The sequence below is a fragment of the Micromonospora sp. NPDC005367 genome, from assembly GCF_040606825.1.
Taxonomy (GTDB): domain Bacteria; phylum Actinomycetota; class Actinomycetes; order Mycobacteriales; family Micromonosporaceae; genus Micromonospora.
Genome location: NZ_JBEXFP010000002.1, coordinates 290,827 through 308,426 on the forward strand (window position 1 = coordinate 290,827; position 17,600 = coordinate 308,426).

Consider the following 17,600-nt stretch of genomic DNA (forward strand, 5'->3'; position numbering starts at 1 on the left):
GGTCGCGTCAGGACTTCGTCCAGCGCAGGATCTCGCCGAGCACCACGTCCGGCGCCTCCAGGTGCGGGAAGTGCCCCACCCCGTCGAGGAGCCGCCACTCGTACGGGGCGACCACGTAGCGGCCCGAACCCTGGGCGGTGCGCGGCAGCGCGGCGACGTCGGCAGCGCCGTGCAGTTGCAGGGTCGGGGTGACCAGCGGCCGCTGCATCAGCTTGACGAAGCGGTAGCCGTGCAGCCGCAGCACCGAGCGGAAGGCCCATCGGTAGCCTTCCATGGCGCAGAACGCGGCCTGCGGGATTTGCATCGCCTCCCGGCAGCGCTCGGCGTACGCGGCGAAGGCGGGGCCGGCCACCCACTCCGGCCCGCCCCACCGGCGCAGCAGCTCCTCGACGAGCGCCCCGCCGTCGCGGGTCAGCACATGCTCGTAGCGGGGTAGCTGGAACTTCAGGGCCGGTGTGGAGGCGGCGAACTGCCCGCGTGGATCGGCGAAGATGGCGGCGCGCAGTCGCAGCGGGTGTGGCGCGCCGAGCACCACGAGCCGGCGTACCAGTGCCGGGTGGAACGAGGCGGCGGTCCAGGCGACCATGCCCCCCGCACCGGTGCCGACCAGGGTGGCGGAACGCTCACCCAGGGCCCGGATCAGCCCTGCGGTGTCGGCGGCGAGCGTGTAGCCGTCGTACCCCCGGGGCGGTTTGTCGCTGGCGCCGTAGCCGCGCAGGTCCACGGCGACCGCCCGGAACCCGGCGTCGGCGACGGCCGGGAGCATCTCGTGCCAGGCCCACCAGTGTTCGGGAAAGCCGTGCAGGAAGAGCACCATCGGCCCGGTGCCCGCCTCGACCGCGTGGAACCGGCTGCCGTTCGCGCCGACGAATCGATGTGTCCAGGGACCCTCGGTGAGGACGCAGGACTCGTCGACGGGCCCGCCGTACTGGTCGGTCATGAGCCCAGCCTAGGTGCCCGAGGCGGGGTGCTGCCCCCGCGCCCGGCCGCCGGCACCCTCGAGGCAGGTGTGCGCCGCCGACAGGTGGGCGCGGACGGTGTCGCGCCGGCCGATCGTCGGCTTCGCGTCACCGGCCGGGAAAGGGCGATGCCCGGGCAGGTGACCTGCCCGGGCATCGCGTGGTGGTGCGGGGATCAGCGGATCAGGAGATCCGGATCTTCATCGAGGTGCCGTCCTGCTCGAGCACCTTGATCTTGACACCGGTGGCGGGGAGCTTGACACCGTGGTTCGGCAGCTCCTCGTAGAAGTACTTCTTGGTGTCGTCGAACACCGGCTCCGGGGCCTGGCCGCGGATGTACTGGGGCTGGCTGTTCAGGTGCAGCGTGAACGAGTCCGCCTTCTTCAGGCTGAACGTCGCGTCGTACACCTGGACCCGGGCCCGCCACGCCTCGCCGGTCAGGTTGTAGATCGGCCGCGGGTGAGCGTCGATGATCATGTTCCGACCCTCGCCCGGGTGCTCCAGGGTGTCGTTGTCCTCGTACCGGGTGTTCCAGTACGAGATCAGCAGACCCTCCTGGTAGGCGTAGTGGTCCACCCAGTCCGGCCGGGTGTCGGTGTACCCGAAGAAGTACGGGCCGGTCTTCAGGTACTTGTCGTACGAGACGTACGACCGGTTGCCGGCGACGTAGAAGTTGTCGAACAGGCGGGTGTACGACGCCTCGGCGATCTCGAAGCCCCCGGCGAGCGTCCAGCCGGTGGCACCGGCCTCGGCACCCTCGCTGAGCAGCGTCTGCCCGTCGGCGGTCACGGTGATGGCGTCACCGTAGAAGCCGCCCTCGGACACACCGCCGTCGGTCTGGTAGCGCAGCCGGAACTGCACGTTCTGACCGGCGTAGGCGTCCAGCGGGATGTTGATGTCCACCCACTGCCCGTTGCTGGAGCCGTCCAGGGCGTACCGTCCGGTCGAGATCTCCTTCAGCGGCGTACCGTTGGCGGTGCCCGGCAGCGGCGTCCAGGACTGGCCGTCGGTCGACGCCTCGAAGAAGAGGTAGTCGAAGTCCGCCTCGATGCTGTAGCGACCCTTCATGCTGAACGCGGCACTGGTCTTGCCGGTGAGGTCCAGCGTCCGGGTCATCGTGCTGTTCAGGTCGTCCCGGTTGCCCGAGAAGAACTGCTTGGCACCGGCGAACGGCGCGCCGTGATCGAAGGTGTACTCCCGCTGCGGGAGGACCACCACGGCACCCTGCGCCTTGTCGGAGTTGTACTCCTGCGGGCCCAGTTCGAGGGTCCGCTTCTGTCCGGCCACGACCACCTCGTAGTCGAGCCAGCCGAGCTGGAGCTTGTTCCAGGCGCCCAGGTCGCCACCGCGGTCGCCGATGCCCTCGTCGTTCTTGGCGCCGAGCCGGCTCTGGGCCATCAGGGTCCAGTGCTCGTTGTTGTTGTCGCCGCCGTTGATGCTGTTGTAGTCGTCCGGCAGACCGAGGTCGTGGCCGTACTCGTGGTAGAAGACGCTCCGGCCACCGTTCTCCGGCTGGATGGTGTAGTCACCGATCCAGATGCCCGTGTTGCCGATCTGGGCGCCACCGGCCGGGAAGCTCGGCGGACCGGTGCGGCCCTGGTCGGACGCGAAGGCGTACCAGCGGTGGCTCCAGATGGCGTCCTCGCCCTGGTGCGGGTCACCGTCGGCCTCGTCACCGCCGGAGTGGACGATCTGGAAGTGGTCGATGTAGCCGTCCGGCTCGTTGAAGTTGCCGTCGCCGTCGTGGTCGTACCGGTCCCACTGGTCCATGGACTGGACGTCAGCGGCGATCTCCGCGTCGGTCTTGCCCGCGGCCTTCTGGTCGGCGACCCACTGGTTGGCGGCGTCGGCGACCAGGTTCCAGGTGTTGTTGCAGACGTTCGAGGCGCAGGGGTAGCCGCCGGAGCGGCCGTAGCGGGCCTCGTTGTACGGCACCTTGACCCAGTCGGTGACCTCACCCTCGACGCTGTAGCGGCCCGAGGACTGCGCCTCGTAGTACTGCTTCAGCGACTCGTCGCCGGGGTTGGTGCCGAAGTACATCTGCCGGAAGTGGTCGGCGCTGAAGTCCGGCTGCCAGACCGTCGAGTTGTCCACCGCCCGGTTGGGCTGCGGGATCTCGTTGTGCAGCGGCCCGTCGAAGCGGGCCGGGCCCGCCGTGTTCGGGTCGGTGTCCTGGTCCGGGTAGTTCGGGTGCCGCTCGTTGCCGAACTCGGCGAGGATCACGAAGATCTTGTCCGTCGTCTCGCGGCCGAGTTCGACGTACTGGTCCTTGGTCGCGCCCTTGCCGGCCTTGGTGGCCTTGGCGGACCGGTTCGCCGCGCCACCGACGGCCGCGGTCTCGCCGACCTTGACGACGGTGCTGCCGTTGATCTTCTGGGGCTTGGCCCGGCCAGTGAGGACGTCGCTCAGACCCTCCTGGCGCATCGCCCGCCGCTTGTTCTCAAGCGGGTTGGGCAGGTCATGGTCCACCTGGGCGGGTTCGGCCACCGACGGAGCGGCGGTCGGCAGCTTCGGCGCCGCGCTGGCAGAGGTGCCAGCAACCAGTCCCGTCGCCGTCAGCGAAAGCCCGAGCAGACCCACTGCGACTTTGCGCACGTGGTACCTCCGATGTGAGGGAGCCGGCCCCCCGGGGTTGCGGGCCGGCTGTGACGGCCCCTGGGGGGCCACTGGTGAACATAGACACTGCTGCGTCGAGTGGGAAGACAGCCACGTCGATTTGTTGCAAAGTTTTGTTGGCTCTGCCTTGGGCCGTCATACTCCTGCCGTTCGATCAATGGACCTGAGCAGGTCGGACCTGGCACGGGACGTGGGCAGCGGCGCATTTCGATCAACCTCATCGAAGGTACGAAAAAGGGGCCGGCGGCGTTTCCGCCGCCGGCCCCGAAGATGATCGATGGATCAGTTGCTAACGCGCACGACCATCTTGTCGGTCGGCTTGTTGCCCTGCTTCACGATCTGGATGCGGGTGCCCGTTCCGGCCACCTTCACCGAGTTCTGCTCGTTCTGCGCCGACCAGTAACGGTCCGCCACGCTGTCGTCGAAGACCGGGTTGGCCTTCAGCTTCGGCAGGGTGACCGGCACCCCGTTGAGGTGGAAGGTCTGCGCCGGCTTCTGCTTCAGGCTGAAGGCCGCGTCGAAGCCGTTGCGCCGGTTGGTGATGGTGCCCTGACCCGGGACCGTGATGGGGCCCGGCCGCACGTCGACCGGCAGGTCCAGGCCGTAGCCGGGGTGCTCCGACGTGTTGTTGTCACCGTAGGCGTAGTTGACGTACCAGACCATCATGCCGGGCTGGTTGGCGTACCGCTCGACCCAGTTGGGACGGGTGTTGGTGTAGCCGTAGTTGTAGCCACCGGTCTCCAGCGTCTCGTCGTAACCGAAGTAGGTCCGGTTCTCGGCGATGTAGAAGCGGGGGTACTCGGCGGTCACCTCGCCGCTCATCCGGGTGAAGCCCCGGGCGGTCCACTCGGCGGCCAGCGTCTCGGCGTCGTCGGTCCAGGCGGCGGCGCCGTCCTTGACGAGCGAGATGTCGTCCAGGAACGCGCCGGCGAGGTGCAGGCCGCCGTCGCTCTGGTAGCGGTAGCGGAACTGGACGACCTTGCCGGTGTACGCCGACAGGTCGTAGTTCAGGTCCACCCAGTCCCCGTTGGACGAGCCGTCGACCCCGGTTTCCGAGGCTTCGATCAGCGGGTTGCCCAGCTGCGTCCAGCTCGCGCCGTCGTCGGTCGACACCTCGGCGTAGAGGTAGTCGAAGTCCTCCTCGATCTCGTACCACGCCTTGGCGTTGATCGAGGCGGACGAGGCGCCGGTCAGGTCGAGCTGCCGGGTCAGCGTCGTGTTCAGGTCGTCGGCGCTGCCGCCCCACCACTCGTACGACCCGCCGAACGGCGTGTTGTAGGGGGTGGTCTGCTCCTGCGGCGGCAGGTTCACGACGACGGCCTGGGCCCGCGGGCCGTTGCTGTCACCGGCCGGGCCGAGGGTGACCTCGGTGGTGCCCTTGCCGTACTCGACCGTGGAGTAGTTCAGCCAGCCGAGGAAGAGCTTCGACCACGGGTCCATGTAACCCGGGGTCGAGCCGATGTCCTGCTTGCCGTGGCTCAGCCACGAGCCGGACGACATGAGGCTCCAGAAGCCGACCCCGTTGTCGCCGCCGACGGTGTCGTAGAGGTCGGGCAGACCGAGGTCGTGGCCGTACTCGTGGGCGAAGACACCGAGGCCACCGTTCTCCGGCTCGGTGGTGTAGTCACGGATCCACATGCCGGTGTCGCCGATCTGCACACCACCGGCCTTGTTGCCCTCCGGACCGGCGCTGCCGGCCAGGTTGGTGAACGCGCCCCACCGGTGCGACCAGATGGCGTCCTCGCCCTCGGCGCCGCCGCCGGCCTCCTCACCGATACCGGCGTGCACGGCCTGGAAGTGGTCGACGTACCCGTCGGGCTCGTTGAAGTCGCCGTCCTGGTCGAAGTCGTACCGGTCCCAGACGTCGAACTGGGCCAGGTAGTCCTTGATCTGCTCCGGCGTCTTGCCGGCGGCGACCTGGGTGTCGTACCACGAGGTGGCGGTGTCCTTGATGAAGTTCCAGGACCCGTCCGACTCGGGGATGACGTTGCTGCCGTACCGGGCCTCGTTGTAAGGCACGGTGACCCAGTCGGTGACGTCGCCGCCGACGGTGTACCGGCCGCCGGACTGCGCCAGGTAGAAGTCGCGCATCGACTCGCCGCTACCGTAGAACATGTCGAGGTAGTGCTGGCGGTCGTAGTTCGGCGACCACGTGGTGCTGTTGTCGTCGGTCGCGCCGCCGTCGTACTTCCGGTCGGGCTCCGGGATCTGGTTCACCACCGGGCCGGCCGCGCCGCCGGTCCGCGGGTCGACCTTGTCGCCGAAGTTGACCAGCATGGTGAAGATCGGGTCGACCTTCGGCGCCTGCTGGTACTCGACGAACTTGTCCTTGATCTTGATGACCTTCGAACCGTGCCGGGTCTCCAGCTTGGCTTTGCCGCTGAGCAGGTCGCCGATGGCCTGCTTCCGGAACTCGCGTTGCTGGTCCGCCTTCGGATCGGGCAGGTTGTCCGGGCCGTGCTCGGTCCGGTCGGATGAGGGGGTCGGGCTCGCCGCGGGGGCGCCGGAGGCCGGCGTAGCCACGACTCCCGCCGCCAGCAGCGCGGCCGCGGCAGTCGCCAGGCCGGCTGTGACTCGTCTCCTCAAAGGAGCCTCCTTTGTGGATCTGTTACATGACGAACCGCGCTCGCACGCGGGCTGTCATGAATAGCGCCAACCACCCTTACAGAGGAGCGAGGGTGTGTCACGAGCTTCCCGAGAGAGACGATCTTCCAGCTTGTTCTAATTTGTCAGGGGCAAACGCACTCAATACATCCGTAGCCCGAAGCAACTTTCAACATTACGTTTTAATCACGAGCGCTCGACCCGGCGGTGATTATGCGGTGCCCCGATGGGAAGCGCCGATGCCCGTGAAAGCGTTACCACGGCCTTTCATCGATGGTTGGGCGACGTAACAAGCGGGGCCGGAAACGAAGCGGCCCGCCCGGAGCCGAGCTCCGGACGGGCCGCGAGGAGAACGGTCAGGTTACGGCTTGGCCGGAGTCACGTGGACCCGGGCACTCGTGTTGTCCTTCGCGCTCTTCTCGATCCTGATCGAGACGCCGTAGTTGACGCGCAGGTCACCGGGGTTGCCGGTGCCCAGCGTGATCGCGCCACCGCCCAGCGTCATGCCGTAGAACTCCCGCGCCGGCTTCCCGTCCGGGTTGGTGACCCGGGTGGTGTACGGCGCGTTGTTCCGCGACGGCAGGACGACCGAGGCGTCGCTGTCCCGGGCGTACGCCGCCCCGTCGCGCATCTCGATGCCCGGGTACCAGCCCTTGGCGTCGGTGAACTCCTTCACCGGCGGCTGCGCCCCGAACTTCGTGCAGTACGCGCTGTACGGCTCACCCGCGGCCTCCAGGCACTCCTGGAAGGGGTACGTCGGCTTCAGCGAGAACGCCGCGTTCGACGACTGCGGACGGCTGGGCAGGTTGTCGGTCACCGACGGGTCCTTGACGGCCGCCGCGCCCTTGCGCCGCAGCGGGTCGAAGTGCGAGTCGACGATGAGCAACCCGCCCTTCGCGCCGTAGCTGGGCAGCGAGGTGAGCTGCCCGGTCACGTGGTTGACGTCGCCGAGCGCGGTGTCCCGGTACCAGACCAGCATGCCCGGGGCGTTGTACGAGATTCGGTCGACCTTCCACGCGTCGCGCGAGTAGATCGTGTCGTAGGTGTACTTCAGGCCCTCGTCGAAGCCGTCGAAGTTGCGCCACTCGGCCAGGTAGTAGTGCGCCTGGACCATCGTGCCGGTGTCGATGTTCCAGCCCTCACCCGTGGTGTCGACCCAGGTGTCGACGCTGGGCGTCCAGCCGTTGGCGCCACTCTCGACGTCGTCGCTCCACGTGGTGGCCCCGCCGCCGGTGACCGAGAAGTCGTCGGCGAACCAGCCCCGCTCCTCGAACGCCTCGTCGGTGGCCTGGCGCAGCCGCAGCTGGATGGTCGTGCCCGCGTACGACGACAGGTCGACGTAGTCGTGCCGCCAGCCCTCGGTGCTGCCGGTCAGGCCGTACTTCTTGCCGCCGAAGTCGTTCATCCGGCCGTTCGGGTCCGGGTAGTTGTCCGGGGTGGTGACCACGTCGCCGGCCTCGTCGTACACCTTCTGCTCGGTCCAGGTGGTCCCGCCGTCGGTCGAGACCTCGACGAAGCCGTAGTCCCAGTCCGTCTCGATGACGTAGTTGTTCCACATCCAGAACTTCGCGTCGGCCGCCGCCGGAACCGCGACCGAACGGGTCAGCCGGACGTCGGCCCAGTCCTGGTCGTTGCCGCTGTGCCACATGTTCGCGCCGCTGTGCGGCTCGGCCAGCGTGATGACCTTGTCCGGCAGGTCGATCTTGATGCCGTCCTCGGTGCCGACCGGGGTGCGTGAGGTCTGCCCGAGCTCGACGGTACGCGGCCGGGAGCCGGGCGCGACGGTCAGCGGATCGGCCCAGCCGAGCACCCACTTGTCCCAGATGCCCATGTGGGTGGGGAGCGCCTGGAAGACCTCGCCGGAGTGCGAACCCGAGGCCATCAGGTCCCAGAAGTCCACGTCCGAGTCGGCGTTGCCGGAGGTGTCGTAGAGGTCCGGCAGACCCAGGTCGTGGCCGAACTCGTGGGCGAAGACGCCCACCCCGGCGTCCTCCGGCTGGACGATGTAGTTCGACACCTTCAGGTCGGTGCCCGGGATGGTGTAGCCGCCCGGCACCGAGGAGGAGTGTGCCCAGACCGCGTAGACGCCCTGCGCGCCGCCACCGGAGGACTTGCCCTTGCCGGCGTGCACCAGCACCAGGTGGTCGATCACGCCGTCCGGCTCGAAGAAGTTGCCGTCGCCGTCCCGGTCGGCCTGGTCCTCGATGTCGTAGTCGGCCCACGGGAAGTCCGGGTCCTGCGTCGCCAGCGTGGAGATCGCGTCGGTGGCGAGCCGACCGGCGCCGGCCGGGTTGTCCGGGTGACCGTTCATCGACTGCTCACGCCCGGCGACCCAGTTGCCGTTCTCGTCCTGGAAGCAGCGGTTCGCCGCGTACCAGGCCTCTGAGTGCGGCACGGTGATCCACGGGCTGGCCTGCCCGTCCACCGTGTAGGCGCCCTTCGACATCTCCAGGTACATGTTGTGCATGGTGCGGCCGGACAGGTCGATGCCGGGCTTGCCGTCCGGACCCTTCAGGTCCTTGCGCACCCGCTCAGTGATGCCGTTCTTGGTGTACAGCATCTTGTCGAAGTGCTGGGGCGAGAAGTCCGGCACCCACATCGAGTTGTTGTCCTCGAACGGCAGGGTGGCCGGGTCCGGGATGTTGTTGTGCTTCGGCCCGTTCTGCACCGTGCCGGGGATGCAGGTGCGGTCCTCGAAGACCGTCTGCGGCACCATGACGTCGGTGAAGTCGTCGTTGGCCTGGTCGTTGAACTCCACCAGCAGCGTCAGCAGCTTCGCCGTCTGGGTGCTCGGCGCCTGCTTGATCTGGCGCGGGTTCTTGCCGGTCTTGATCGACTTGGCTTCGACCTTGGCCAGCTCCCGCGCGGTGACCGGGTTGCCCCGCGCGTGCTTGCGGTCGAACTCACGGGTCTTCTCGTGGGCCGGGGCGTACACGCCGTCCTTGCCCTTGACCTCGCGGCCGGCTGTGTCCGGCTGCACCTCCGGCTCGGCGTAGTTGATGTAGTACTCGTCGGAACCGATCACCGCCCGCGGCGTCGAGGTGGTCTCGGCCGCCGCGCTGCTCGCCACGGTCAGTGACGTGGCCGCGAGGGCGATGGCGGGCAGCGCGACGAGTAGCCGTCGACGCCCGCTGGACTGGGGTCTTTTGTTCATGCCGCTCCGATCTCGGGCATGGGATGGCAGGACCTCGGCCGGCGCCACGTCGATGTGACGTCCATCGAAGCGACGCGGCCGGCGTGAACGTAAATCACGAGACCGCCCGAGCGACAGGGGTGCGAGCCCCCTGTGTCCATTCAGCTCTTTCCGGTTCCCCCGACCGACCGATGTGACAGCCGGAATCAGGTCGTGCCGTATTCCGTAAGAAATGACGGAGGGCGGCGGCCGCTCGGCCACCGCCCTCCGTCCGGTACGTCGGTCGTCAGTCCTCGTCGGACTTCCCGCCGCCCATACCGGCGGCGATGAGCTCCATCACCGAGGAGTCCTGGAGCGTGGTGACGTCACCCAGGGACCGGTGCTCCGCGACGTCCCGCAGCAGCCGGCGCATGATCTTGCCGGAGCGGGTCTTCGGCAGCTCCGGCACCAGCATGATCTGCCGCGGCTTGGCGATCGGGCCGAGCGTCTTCGCCACATGGTTGCGCAGGTCGGCGATGAGCTGCTCGCCCGCTTCGCCCCCCGTCTGCACGCTGCCCCGGGGGATCGCGAACGCCACGATCGCCTGCCCCGTCGTCGGATCGGTGGCGCCGACCACCGCCGCCTCGGCCACCGACGGGTGGGAGACCAGCGCCGACTCCACCTCAGTGGTCGAGATGTTGTGCCCGGACACCAGCATCACGTCGTCGACCCGGCCGAGCAGCCAGACGTGCCCGTCGTCGTCCTTCTTCGCGCCGTCACCGGCGAAGTACACCCAGTCGCCGCCCGACCCACCGCCCGCGCCGGCCCCGAACCGCGACCAGTACGTCTCCAGGAATCGGCTGTCGTCGCCCCAGATGGTGCGCAGCATCGACGGCCACGGCTCGGTGAGCACCAGGTAGCCGCCACCACCGTTGGGCACCGACCGGCCCTGGTCGTCCACCACGTCGGCGGCGACGCCCGGCAGCGGGCTCATGGCGCTGCCCGGCTTCGCCGCGGTCACCCCGGGAAGCGGGGAGATCATGATGGCTCCGGTCTCGGTCTGCCACCAGGTGTCCACCACCGGCAGCTCACCGTGGCCGACATGCTGCCGGTACCAGATCCACGCCTCCGGGTTGATCGGCTCACCGACGCTGCCGAGCAGCCGGAGCGAGGAGAGGTCGTACCCGGCCGGGATGTCCTCGCCCCACTTCATCATGGTGCGGATCAGCGTCGGCGCGGTGTAGAGGACCGTCACCTTGTACTTGTCGACGATCTCCCAGAACCGGCCCTTGTGCGGGGTGTCCGGGGTGCCCTCGTACATCACCTGGGTGGCGCCGTTCGAGAGCGGTCCGTACACGATGTACGAGTGCCCGGTGACCCAGCCGATGTCGGCGGTGCACCAGTAGACGTCGCTCTCCGGCTTCAGGTCGAAGACCGCATGCGTGGTGTACGACGTCTGGGTCAGGTAGCCGCCGGTGGTGTGCAGGATGCCCTTCGGCCGGGCCGTGGTGCCGCTGGTGTAGAGGATGAACAGCGGGTGCTCGGCGTCGAACGGCTGCGCCACGTGCTCCGGCGAGGCGGTCTCCACCGTCTCGTGCCACCAGCGGTCCTTCTCCGACCAGCCGACGTCCCCACCGGTGCGGCGGACCACCAGCACGTGCTCCACCGACGGGCACTTAGCCACCGCCTCGTCCACGGTCGGCTTGAGCGCCGACGGCTTGCCCCGCCGGTAGCCGCCGTCGGCCGTGATGACCACCTTGGCGCTGGCATCCTGGATCCGGTTGGTCAGCGCGTCCGCGGAGAAGCCGCCGAAGACCACGCTGTGCGTGGCCCCGACCCGGGCGCAGGCGAGCATCGCGACCGCCGCCTCCGGAATCATCGGCAGGTAGATCGCCACCCGGTCGCCGGCCGTCACACCCAGGTCGGTCAGCGCGTTCGCCGCCTGGCAGGTGAGTTTGTGCAGATCGGCGTACGTGAGGGTGCGGGTGTCACCGGGCTCGCCCTCCCAGTGGATCGCCACCTTGTCGCCCAGGCCCGCCTCCACGTGCCGGTCCAGGCAGTTGTACGCCACATTGAGCTGACCGCCCACGAACCACTTCGCGAACGGTGCGTTCGACCAGTCGAGCGTCTGCTCCCACTGCTTCGACCAGGCCAGCCGCCCGGCCTGCCGCTCCCAGAAAGCCAACCGGTCGGCCGCCGCCTCGTCGTACGCGTCGGCCTTCACGTTGGCGTTCGCGGCGAGTTCGGCCGGCGGCGGGAACTGGCGCGTCTCATTCAGCAAGTTGGCCAATGCCTCGCTCATCCGTGCTCCTCGTCGCTCGGGGTGACCTGCGCCTCGTCTGGGGGAGAGGTTAGTCCGGCCGGCCATCCGAGGCGACCGCCGGTCACCCGCCCCCGCGCCCAACGGCCCACGCCACGCGCTCAACTGCAAGCAGGGGCCCCGACGACGCCGCCGCGGCCGGAAGCGGCCACGGTGGTTGGTCGGCGTCGCCCCCGCACCGGTCGATAGCGTGGCGGGATGACCACCGACCCGCTCGCCCCGCTGCTCGAACTCGCCGACGTCGCCGCCGCCGCGCAGCAGGCCCGGGAACGCTTCGACGAAGCGCTGGGGCATCGCGCGCTGCGCCGGCACGGCGGACAGGTCGCCGCCGAGGTGAGCCTTCGGTCCGCGGTGGCCAGCGCCGCGCTCGAGGGGTACGCACACGACCGCGAGGCGGTCCGGGCCGGCACCGTCACCGACCCGGTGCTCCAGGGGGCGCTGCGGGTCGCCGGGGCGCTGCCCGGGCTGATCGAGCTCTGGCCGAAGGCACCCCGGCAGGCGCTCGCCAGGCTGCACGTGCTCGCCGCCCGGGACGCCGTACCCGAGCCGGAGCTGGGGCGGCCGATCGCCGAGCGCGTCCACCAGGTCGACGTCGTCGCGTCAGCCGCAGCCGGCCTCGGCGCCCGGCTGGACAACCTCGCCGCGCTCGTGGCCGGCGGCACCCGGGTGTCGCCGCTGGTGCTCGCGGCCGTGGTGCACGGCGAGTTGCTGGCGCTGCGGCCCTTCGCCGGCCCGTCCGGCGTGGTGGCCCGCGGCGCGGCCCGGCTGGTGCTGCTGGCCAGCGGCACCGACCCGCGCGGCCTGCTCCCGGTGGACGTCGGCCACCACGAGCGGGAGCCCGAGTACGTCGGCGCGGCCGGGGCCTTCGCCACCGGCACCCCGGACGGGCTGCGCTCCTGGCTGCGGCACTACATGAACGCGGTCGAGGTGGGCGCGGACGAACTCACCCGGATCGGCGACGAGGTGCTGGCCGCGTCCTGACCCGGTTCACCGCCGACCTCGACGCCGGGCCGGCGGGATCAGCAACCGGTCGAGGCGATCAGGCGGGGGTGGAGGTCGTCCGGGTGCGCCGGTGACGGCCGTACCAGGCGATGCCGATCGCCACCCCGACGCCGACTGCGGCCGCGGCGGCGGCCACCGGCACGGCCGGCCGCTCGCGCAGCCGCCGGCCCAGCGGGATCGGGTGGCGGAACTCCAGCACCGGCCAGGCGTTCTCGGCGGCGAGCTTGCGCAGCTGCCGGTCCGGGTTCACCACGGTGGGATGGCCGACGCACTCCAGCAGCGGGCGGTCGCTGTACGAGTCGGAGTAGGCGTACGAGTCGGCGAGGTCGTAGCCGCGCTCCTCGGCGAGCCGGCTCACCGCCTCGACCTTGCTCGGGCCGGCCGCGTAGAACTCGACCTCGCCGCTGTACCGGCCGTCCTCGACCGTCATCCGGGTGGCGATCACGTCGGTCACCCCGAGCAGTTCGCCGATCGGACGGACCATCTCCTCGCCGGAGGCGGAGACCAGCACCACGTCCCGACCGGCCGCCTGGTGTTCCTCAATGAGCGCGGCGGCCTCGGCGTACACGTACGGATTGATCAGCTCGTGCAGTGTCTCTGCGACGATTTGGCGGACCTGCTCCACCTGCCAGCCCTTGCACAGTGTCGCCAGGTAGTCCCGCGTGCGGGCCATGGTCTGCTCGTCGGTGCCGCCCAGCCGGAACATCAGCTGCGCGTACGCCGACTTGACCACGTCACGACGTGTGATCAACCCGTCCCGGTAGAACGGCCGGCCGAACGCCAGGGCGCTCGACTTGGCGATGACGGTCTTGTCCAGATCGAAAAAAGCGGCACCTCGGCCCACGGCGCGAAAGTCTAGCCCGATGGTCTATGGTCGGCGGGTGCCCGGGGTCCGATGATCTTCAGATCGGCGGCCGGACGCCCTCACCTCAGCGCACAGTGATCACGATCACACTCTACGAAAACAAATTCGCAGGGAGTGGAGTGAACACCACTCGACGTAACAGGTCCGCTCAGGCAGACTTGTCCGCACGACGAGTGCTCATATCCGACAGTAGGCAGACCCTCAGCGGTTGCACCCCCCGTGACCGCTGAGTTGGTTCGGCTCGACCCCCCCGGAGCCGAACCTCCCGACGACCCCCGTCTCCCCCCGACGGGGGTCGTCCCTTTGCGCATCGGGCACTGCGGCCCAGGTCACAGCCCCTCCTCGTCCTCGTCGAGGGAGCCCGCCAAGGGTGTTTCCCCGCCCCGAGGCAGCAGAGAGGCAGCGGAGCCGTCGAAGGCAGCCAGGACGCGGGCGGCGTAGTCGTCCGGGGTGTGCGTGTAACGATTGAGCGTCGTAGGAGCCTGCTCGTGACCCATGACCCGCTGCACCAAGTTGATCGGGACTCCGCCGTGACCAGCCAGGTGGCGTAGACGTGCCCCCACCGAAGGCGATCTCTCCGAGAAGTACGCCACCAGCCGAAACACGGTTCGGCTCGCCCTCGACGTGCTCCGCAACGAGGGTCTGATCATTTCCCAGCGGGGACGCGGCAGCTTCGTTCGCGCCGACCCTCCGATGCGCTACTACGCCTCACTCACCGGGTCTCGGAAGAAGCGCCTCGACGTGGATCGCCGACGCGACACGTTCAGTCAGCAGATCGAGGCACAGGGCAAGACACCGCATCAGGTGAGCAGTGTGGAGACCCTGCCAGCGACGGCGGAGGTAGCCGCACACCTCGGCGTGGAGCCCGGCACGCCAGTCGCGGTTCGTCGTCGGATCATGTACGCCGACGACCAACCGCTACAACTGGGCGATAGCTACTACCCGCTCGACATCGTGCAGAGCAGCAGAATCATGAGCCCCGAGGATGTGGCAGAGGGCACCGACCAGGTCTTGGAAGACCTGGGGCACATCCCCACTCGCTACGAGGACGAGATCACGTGGCGGATGCCCAGCGTCGAGGAAGCCACAAAGTTGCACCTCGGACCAGCAACTCCTGTCGGCCGACTCCTGCGGACCAGCATCGACCAGCACGACCGGCCAATCGAGCTGTACCAGGTGATCCTGCCCGGCGACAGGCACGTGCTGCTCTACGAGGTGGACGCCCAGTGAACCTACGGCCGATCCTGCTGACAGGGAACCTGGTACGTCTGGAGCCCTTGGGCTACGAGCACAAGGACGACCTGGCTGCTGCTGCCGCCTTTGACGAAATCTGGACCTACCTCGACGAGCCAACGCCTCGCACGGCGCAAGCTGTGGAGGCGCTGATTCGAGATGCCCTCGACGAGCAGAAGCGCGGTGGCCGGATTCCCTTCGCAATCGTCGACCTCGCCACCAACAGGGCCGTCGGTAGCACCAGCTACATCGATATCCGGCCACAGGATCGCACGGTGGAGATCGGCTGGACATGGATCACCCCGAGCCATTGGGGCACCGGAGCGAACACCGAAGCCAAGTTCATGCTGATGCGCCACGCGTTCGAGGAACACTCCGCAGGTCGAGTCGCCATCAAAACCGATCTCCGCAACGAGCGATCGCAGCGGGCAATCGCCAAGCTAGGGGCAGTCCGCGAAGGCGTCTGGCGGAACCACCGGCTGCTAAGCGCCGGCAGGTACCGGGACAGCGTCTTCTACAGCGTGATCGACTCGGAATGGCCTCAGGTGCGGGACCGCCTCAGCGCCGCTCACTGAGTTCTCCTACCGAAGCGGTAACGCCGAGGCGGCCGGCTGCCGGCGATGTCCGGCCCCATTTGATCCGCGACAGGTTAACGCCACATGATGCGTGGCGATTCCGGCTAGAACGACGCTTGGCCAGATTGCCGGTCTTCGAGGATTCGGCAGGCCTGGATACGTGGTCATTTCGCCGCGGCGGCTGGCTGCCAAGTGATCCGTTCATAGCAGACCAGGGCGATCAAGATGATGGCGACTAGAGCGAGCGCAGCGAAGGCGGGAAGGTGTCGGGCGACGGGCAGCAGCGCGAGGATGGTGCCGACCGCGAGGATCGGAGCGGGTGGGGTGTGTCGGACGGTGAGTCGAAGGAACAGGGCCCGACCAATGAGGTAGAGGGCGGGGCCGCCGAACAGAGCTGCGGTCGAGGTCCAGTCCAGCGGGGTCCCAGCGGGTCGCCGGAGTGGGTGGTCAGCCATGTGGGCAATGACCACCTCGATGCCGATGGCCAGGTAGATGATTCCGGCGATGAGCAGGAAGTGAGCCAAGCTGTAGGCGATGCTGCCGGTCCAAGTCCGGTCCTTGACGGGGAGCCGCGCCAGGGCCTGTCCGGCAGGCGCGGCGGCGTTTTCGAAGTACAGCCACCACAGGGCCAGCGCCGTGGTCAAAGCGAGCAGCGCAGCGACCAGGACCGGCCAATGAGTGACCACCGATCCGGCGCCGACGCCCACCGAGATCAGCGACTCGCCCAGAGCAATGATCACTATCAGGCCGTGCCGCTCAGCGAAATGGCTGGGGCTGGGCAACGGAGCGCGTCCGGCAGACACCGCGATGAATAGGCCGCCGATGCAGTCGATGAGGAACGCCGCGGCCCACAACAGCGTCTGCGCGGCGCCGCCGAACACCGCGCCGAACAGCAGCGCAATCAGGCCCACCGAGACGGGGATGACCCGGAAGCGCAGCGAGGCGCGTAGCCGCGCGTTACCGGCCGATATGCGCCAGACGAGAGCCAGATACACCACCCGGACAACGATGTAGACGAGGGCCAGAGTCATGGGCGCGGCCAGTGACTGGGTGCCGTCCCGCCACGCTGCGGGCAGGACCAGGGCGGCCACGAACATTGCGGCCATGACAGCGGCGTTTCCGGCGCGGACCAGGCCCACGTCGGCGCGGACCTGGTTGGCCAACCAAGCGTAGTTAGTGAACGGCCACCACAGCAGTAGCAGGAGCACAAGGCCATGTGCCAGCCCGAGTGGCGTCGGTGTCTGTGCCGTGAACGTCGCCACCTGGATGAAGGCGAACACGAACACCAGGTCGAAGAACACCTCGAACGGCGTGGTCCGATGGGTTGGCTCGGTCGGCACCGGCGGCCCGGCTCGGAAGATGTGCCTCATAGGCCCATCTTGTTCGCCCAACATCCGACCAGATCCCGGATTCAACACTTAACCCGGCAGCCGCCGCTGGCCGCCACGGATGGCTTCGGCGCAGCTCGCAAATACCCGCAGATACCCCATTTCGACCTAACACCACAAAACTGCGCAGGGCTTGCCTCGTTGGGGGGCTGTTTGGGGCGCTCGTCTGGTTGGCGGCGGCGGCACGGTGGGCCGGGGCCAACCCTGATCACTTTTACCACGGCAAGGCATCGTTTTACGAAGTCGTTAGCGTGGTCATGGTCGCCGTTTCTCTCGTCGCGTGGCTTCTGCTGCTTTGGCCGTTTTTGATGAAAATCGACGCCAATGGCCTGACACTTCGCCTGCGCGGCATCACGACCCGGTTGCCTTGGGAGTCGGTGGAATCACTGACCGTAATGAAGGTAGGGGACTCGTGGGAGGCGCCGGACTTGGAGATTCGCCTGGCCCCGGGGGTGAAACTCGGAGGACGGTTGGCCAGCAAACGAGATGGACGGCGGGTCTACTCCCTGCTCGCCCTAAACGATTTCACCGTCGCGCCAGAAGAAGTGATCGCGGGTTTGCAGCGGTACGGCGGAGGCAGGGTCGACGCTCAGGATTACCTGCAGCACCGTGCCGCCAAGCGGGCCGTCGCGCGATACGTGCGCGGCGATGCAGTCCAAGCCGACCCGCACCTGGCCGAATACATGGCCGTGCAGCGGAGCATCGAGGCGGAAGAGCGGGAGACTCCGTTATCGGGCGACGACCAAGATCCGGACTCTACGCGGAACGATCATGGATCGCGCGACTAAGGCGTGTTTCATAAGCCGGTCAGAGCCACTCGCAGATGATGATGATGGTCAGGACGGCCTGGAATCGGACGGCCAACTTGTCGTAGCGGGTGGCGACGCCGCGATGGCGTTTGAGCCGGGCGATGCCGTTCTCGACGG

Annotated in this window: 12 protein-coding genes and 1 pseudogene; 4 read left to right on the forward strand and 9 right to left on the reverse strand. The window is 68.3% G+C overall.

Going from position 1 to position 17,600, the window contains the following annotated elements:
- Positions 1-7: 7 nt before the first annotated feature.
- From ABZS42_RS02855 to acs, 5 genes are all read right to left on the reverse strand, one after another.
- Positions 8-940: an alpha/beta hydrolase gene (locus ABZS42_RS02855; protein WP_355141864.1), complete on the reverse strand. Its 933-nt coding sequence runs from the start codon at positions 938-940 to the stop codon at positions 8-10.
- 202 nt (positions 941-1,142) lie between these two features.
- Positions 1,143-3,539, reverse strand: coding sequence for an immune inhibitor A domain-containing protein (locus ABZS42_RS02860; protein WP_355141926.1), 2,397 nt, complete (start codon positions 3,537-3,539; stop codon positions 1,143-1,145).
- A 318-nt stretch (positions 3,540-3,857) separates the two neighbouring features.
- Complete coding sequence (locus ABZS42_RS02865; protein WP_355141866.1) at positions 3,858-6,161, reverse strand: immune inhibitor A domain-containing protein; 2,304 nt, start codon at positions 6,159-6,161, stop codon at positions 3,858-3,860.
- A gap of 379 nt (positions 6,162-6,540) precedes the next feature.
- Positions 6,541-9,333, reverse strand: a complete 2,793-nt coding sequence (locus ABZS42_RS02870; RefSeq protein ID WP_355141868.1) for an immune inhibitor A domain-containing protein — start codon at positions 9,331-9,333, stop codon at positions 6,541-6,543.
- Between the two features lie 265 nt (positions 9,334-9,598).
- The gene (gene acs, locus ABZS42_RS02875; protein WP_355141870.1) at positions 9,599-11,593 is read right to left on the reverse strand and encodes an acetate--CoA ligase; all 1,995 of its coding nucleotides are present in this window, start codon (positions 11,591-11,593) and stop codon (positions 9,599-9,601) included.
- A gap of 216 nt (positions 11,594-11,809) precedes the next feature.
- Here acs and ABZS42_RS02880 point away from each other — a divergent pair, with 216 nt between their 5' ends.
- Positions 11,810-12,592, forward strand: coding sequence for an oxidoreductase (locus ABZS42_RS02880; protein ID WP_355141872.1), 783 nt, complete (start codon positions 11,810-11,812; stop codon positions 12,590-12,592).
- A gap of 58 nt (positions 12,593-12,650) precedes the next feature.
- Here ABZS42_RS02880 and ABZS42_RS02885 read toward each other — a convergent pair whose 3' ends face one another.
- Together ABZS42_RS02885 and ABZS42_RS02890 are read right to left on the reverse strand one after the other, a co-directional pair.
- The gene (locus tag ABZS42_RS02885; protein WP_355141874.1) at positions 12,651-13,457 is read right to left on the reverse strand and encodes an HAD-IB family hydrolase; all 807 of its coding nucleotides are present in this window, start codon (positions 13,455-13,457) and stop codon (positions 12,651-12,653) included.
- Between the two features lie 350 nt (positions 13,458-13,807).
- On the reverse strand, positions 13,808-13,975 hold the full coding sequence (locus tag ABZS42_RS02890) for a hypothetical protein (protein WP_355141876.1): 168 nt from the start codon (positions 13,973-13,975) through the stop codon (positions 13,808-13,810).
- Positions 13,976-14,102: 127 nt separating this feature from the next.
- Between ABZS42_RS02890 and ABZS42_RS02895 the strand changes: the two genes are divergently transcribed.
- Positions 14,103-14,708: a GntR family transcriptional regulator gene (locus tag ABZS42_RS02895; RefSeq protein WP_355141878.1), complete on the forward strand. Its 606-nt coding sequence runs from the start codon at positions 14,103-14,105 to the stop codon at positions 14,706-14,708.
- Positions 14,705-15,286 carry a GNAT family protein gene (locus ABZS42_RS02900; protein ID WP_355141880.1) on the forward strand — a complete coding sequence of 194 codons (582 nt, stop codon included), beginning with the start codon at positions 14,705-14,707 and terminating at the stop codon, positions 15,284-15,286. The genes ABZS42_RS02895 and ABZS42_RS02900 overlap by 4 nt, the downstream gene beginning before the upstream one ends.
- Before the next feature lie 164 nt (positions 15,287-15,450).
- Here the strand turns inward: ABZS42_RS02900 and ABZS42_RS02905 are convergent, their stop codons facing one another.
- On the reverse strand, positions 15,451-16,656 hold the full coding sequence (locus tag ABZS42_RS02905) for a low temperature requirement protein A (protein ID WP_355141882.1): 1,206 nt from the start codon (positions 16,654-16,656) through the stop codon (positions 15,451-15,453).
- 269 nt (positions 16,657-16,925) lie between these two features.
- Between ABZS42_RS02905 and ABZS42_RS02910 the strand changes: the two genes are divergently transcribed.
- Complete coding sequence (locus ABZS42_RS02910) at positions 16,926-17,462, forward strand: hypothetical protein (protein ID WP_355141884.1); 537 nt, start codon at positions 16,926-16,928, stop codon at positions 17,460-17,462.
- A gap of 19 nt (positions 17,463-17,481) precedes the next feature.
- Here ABZS42_RS02910 and ABZS42_RS02915 read toward each other — a convergent pair.
- A pseudogene (locus tag ABZS42_RS02915) lies at positions 17,482-17,600 on the reverse strand (IS5/IS1182 family transposase); the annotation flags it as partial.

Bases quoted from the DNA above. Each gene is read 5' to 3' on its own strand.
- ABZS42_RS02855 (WP_355141864.1), bottom strand. From the start codon at position 940: ATGACCGACCAGTACGGCGGGCCCGTCGACGAGTCCTGCGTCCTCACC.
- ABZS42_RS02870 (WP_355141868.1), bottom strand. From the start codon at position 9,333: ATGAACAAAAGACCCCAGTCCAGCGGGCGTCGACGGCTACTCGTCGCG.
- acs (WP_355141870.1), bottom strand. From the start codon at position 11,593: ATGAGCGAGGCATTGGCCAACTTGCTGAATGAGACGCGCCAGTTCCCG.
- ABZS42_RS02880 (WP_355141872.1), top strand. From the start codon at position 11,810: ATGACCACCGACCCGCTCGCCCCGCTGCTCGAACTCGCCGACGTCGCC.
- ABZS42_RS02890 (WP_355141876.1), bottom strand. From the start codon at position 13,975: ATGGGTCACGAGCAGGCTCCTACGACGCTCAATCGTTACACGCACACC.
- ABZS42_RS02905 (WP_355141882.1), bottom strand. From the start codon at position 16,656: ATGAGGCACATCTTCCGAGCCGGGCCGCCGGTGCCGACCGAGCCAACC.